This is a genomic window from Kineococcus endophyticus (assembly GCF_040796495.1).
In the GTDB taxonomy this organism is placed as follows: domain Bacteria; phylum Actinomycetota; class Actinomycetes; order Actinomycetales; family Kineococcaceae; genus Kineococcus; species Kineococcus endophyticus.
Window position 1 is genome coordinate 1 of record NZ_JBFNQN010000032.1, and the last position, 3,403, is coordinate 3,403.

The window sequence follows — 3,403 nt, forward strand, 5'->3', positions numbered from 1 at the left end:
CCGTGCTGGCCTCGGCCTTGTGCTGGGCGATGGCGCAGAAGATGCACCCCTGCGCCGTCGCCGTTGCGCTCTGTGTCATGGGGGCGACGGTTCCAGTGCGCGGAGGTGGGGTCTACTCGATTGATGATCAGGCGGATCTTCTGATGGACCGCTCTTCGTCAAGACCGCGACGTTGCCGGCAGCTCAGGACCGCGCGCACCGCGGGATGACCGTGCGCCCGCGCGCAACGCGGGATGACCGTGAGGTTCGAGCGCGGCGCGGTGAGCGCGTACCTGGGCCTCTGCGGCCGGGTCTACCGCCCACCTCCCGATCGTGAGCCAGCGAGCGAGGACAGCAGCGGCCGGCGTACCTGGGCTGTAGTCGAGAGCATGAGGTCGGGCAGCACGGAGGGGTCAGGTCGGACACAGCCAAGGGCCGTTGGTGTCGACGTTGGGGATCTGCAGGTCGGCGCTGTCCCCGTTCCACGTCAGCTCGTACCGTCCCGCCTGCACGAGGCGGGTGTCGCTGACGTAGTAGCCCACTTCCCGCGCACGGTGCTGCCCGCCCGGCACGACGTACACCCTCGCCCCGATTCCACTGGAGCCAGCCGCCTCATCCACCACCAGCCGGCAGCCGGTGGTATTGCGTTCGGGCAGCACGGTGAAGTGGTTTGAGGAGTTCAGCCACGCGATCAAGGCGGTCAGCGGGCACGCGATCAGCAGCACGAAGGCGGTCACCAAGGCAGTCCCCACCTTGCGGACCCAGTGCCGTCGTGGCCGTGGCACGCCGCGGTCGGCCAGCACGATCCGGCACCCGGCTCCGACGATAAGGGACACCACACCGATGCCCAGGAGGGCGCCGACCACGTGCAGGGCGCGGGGAACCCAAGACCCGATGACCCAGACGTCTTCCCAGCCGGTCGGCGTGAGGGCGACGACGGTCGAGGCGAGGAGGCTGGCGATACCGACGCGCCACAGCCAGTCGGCCCGTCCGTGAGAGAGACGGGTGCGGATCACCTGTTCAGCGTCGCCGGTGCTAGGCAACGGGATGTTCTGCTGCACAGGACCCCCACCCCCACAGGAGAGCACTGACCCTGCACGCGTCCCGTTCGCCCCGCGCAGGCAGAACGCTCGTGCGGGGCTCGCCGAGGTGCAGGGTGCCGGTCATCGTCCGTCGGCGGCTGGGAGTCCGCTGGCGCGCAGGTCGGCGACCGCGGCGGTCAACAAGGTGGTCAGGTCGCTGACCTGGGCGGCCTGGTCCGCCGAGGGGTGCAGCACGGTGATGCCGACGATGAGGTCCCCGAGGCGGGCGGCGCCGGAGATGAAGGGCAGCCCATTGCTGTCGGTCCGCGCGGCCCAGGTCTGATCGGCTCCGGCGACGGTGAGGGCGAACGGCGTGGTGGGGTCGGTGAACCGGCACACGCCGGTGTTGGCCACGAGGGCGTCGAAGGCGACCGGCCCCCCGCCGGCGGCCCGGCCGGTGACGACGAGGTCCACCTGGCTCTGCGTGGACGACCGCTGGCTGCCGTTCCACCAGGTGATCTGCCGGCCGGCCACCATGGGGGGATCGAAGGGCCGGGAACTGCACTCCTGGCCCATGACCGTCGGGCTCTTGGGGTACTGCCCACCGTCGCTGAGAACTGTGAGACCGGCGGGTAGAGCCGCCCTGGTGCGAGTCATGTCGGGGATGTCGTAGGCAACGGGGACGTTCGGGTTGGCCAGCCCCACCGAGGAACCGGCTGTCGAGCCGATCGAAGGGGTGATGCTCGTTGTAGAGCTGGTCGTTGTCGTGCTGGGCGGTGAGGCGCTGGGCTTGGAAGTACTCGCCGGGGTCGGTGCCGGAGTTTGTGCGGGGGTCTGTGCTGAGGTTTGGGTGGGTGTTGGCGCCAGCGAGGCCGCCGGGACGGTGCGCACACTGGGCTGGGCTGTCCACCGCAGCCCCAGGGGGACGGCGACGACGGCGGCCAGGGCGAGGGCGCCAACCGCTGCGCGGGTGCGCCGGCGGTGTTGGATGCGTCGGTGCAGCTGGTGGCGGGTGCCGGCGTGCAGGCCGGGTTCGTCGATGCGGCCTGCGCTGAGTTCTGCATGCAGGGCGCTCTGCAGCCGGTCCTGCAGCTCGAGCAGGTCCTCACGCTCAGGATCGGAGCGGTCGGCGGTGTGCCGGTCGGCGTGCTCTTCCCCGAACCCGAAGATGGGGTGTCGATCGCGAGGGTGCTGGGTCATCGGGACTCCTTCGCAGCGGGGGTGTCCTGGCACTGGTCGTTGTCCAGGAAGCGACGCAGGGTGCGCAGGCCGCGGTAGGCGTGGCTGCGGACGGTGGCCTGAGAGCAGTGCAGAAGGTCAGCGATCTCGGCGTCGGGCAGGCCTTCGTACAGCCGCAGGACGAGGGTGGCCCGCTGGGCGTCCGGCAGCCGGCGCAGCAGCGTGAGGTAGTGCTGCCGTTCGTCGTGGCCCTCGCTGGCATCGGGCACGGCCGCCTCGGGCAGCTCGGCGGGGTCGCTGACCTGTTCACGGCGCCAGGGACGTCGGTGGTGGGAGACGATGGCGTTGACGACCATGCGGTTGAGGTAGGCCGAGGGATCCTCGACGGCCTGGATGCGCGACCACTTCAAGACGCAGCGGGCCAGGACGTCCTGCACCACGTCCTCGGCCTGGTGGGGGTCCTTGAGGAGCCCGCGGGCCAGGCGGACCAGTTCAGGGCCCTTCCAGGCGATTAGGGAGTCCAGGTCCCACACCCCGGCCTGGGCCGGTGGCAGGGGCGAGGGGGCATCGGCTCTGCGCCCCCGGAAGATGGTCACACCCTTCCAACGCTGCCCACGCGCAGGCTGTTGCGGTTGCTGCTGACTTCCTTCCTCGATCCGAGCATCTCGGCGGCCTGACGGCAGTACGGCGGTGTGCAGGACGTCCTGGCCCGCCGAGGACAAGGTGTCTGGTACTGCAGGCACCGCGGGATGACCGAGCGCCCGCGCACCGCGGGATGAGCGCGTGGTCAGTCAGCGCGACGCTTGCCGCGCCAGACCGACGTGTAGTGCACGCTCAGCCCCAGGAAGACGACAGCGATCACCCCGGCAATCACCGCGAAAGCCGGTCTCGGACCGATCGGCGCGAGGGCCGCCGCCACCGCGGCAAGGGCGATCACAGCGCAGAGAATGGCGGTGACGCCCTCGTACTTGGTGACCCGGTCGTTCGTCCAACGCGCCATCTGACCAGTCTGTCGGGCGATGCGGCGGCCGGTCCGCGACTGACCGCATCTCGTCATGATCGCGACGTCGATGGCCTCCGGTGACAGCGCGCACAACGCGGGATGACCGTGAAGCTGTCACCCGCCACGATCAGCTCATGACGTGGCAGCAGCAACTGCTCGACGCAGCGCAACAAGCGGCCGTCGACGACAGGCGGGTGATCGAACTGCTCGTGCACGGCTC

Annotated in this window: 4 protein-coding genes; all 4 read right to left on the reverse strand. The window is 70.1% G+C overall.

Annotated elements, in window-relative coordinates:
- Window positions 1–392 precede the first annotated feature (392 nt).
- A complete protein-coding gene (locus AB1207_RS24315; RefSeq protein ID WP_367641405.1) occupies window positions 393–1,040 on the reverse strand; it encodes a hypothetical protein in 648 nt (215 codons plus the stop codon).
- 102 nt (window positions 1,041–1,142) lie between these two features.
- The gene (locus tag AB1207_RS24320; protein ID WP_367641407.1) at window positions 1,143–2,201 is read right to left on the reverse strand and encodes a hypothetical protein; all 1,059 of its coding nucleotides are present in this window, start codon (window positions 2,199–2,201) and stop codon (window positions 1,143–1,145) included.
- Window positions 2,198–2,776: a SigE family RNA polymerase sigma factor gene (locus AB1207_RS24325; protein WP_367641408.1), complete on the reverse strand. Its 579-nt coding sequence runs from the start codon at window positions 2,774–2,776 to the stop codon at window positions 2,198–2,200. Before AB1207_RS24325 ends, AB1207_RS24320 begins: the two co-directional genes overlap by 4 nt.
- 191 nt (window positions 2,777–2,967) lie before the next feature.
- Window positions 2,968–3,180 carry a hypothetical protein gene (locus AB1207_RS24330; RefSeq protein WP_367641410.1) on the reverse strand — a complete coding sequence of 71 codons (213 nt, stop codon included), beginning with the start codon at window positions 3,178–3,180 and terminating at the stop codon, window positions 2,968–2,970.
- Between the last annotated feature and the right edge of the window lie 223 nt (window positions 3,181–3,403).

Excerpts from the sequence above, each read along its gene's own strand:
- AB1207_RS24320 (WP_367641407.1), bottom strand. The coding sequence starts at position 2,201 with ATGACCCAGCACCCTCGCGATCGACACCCCATCTTCGGGTTCGGGGAA.
- AB1207_RS24330 (WP_367641410.1), bottom strand. The coding sequence starts at position 3,180 with ATGGCGCGTTGGACGAACGACCGGGTCACCAAGTACGAGGGCGTCACC.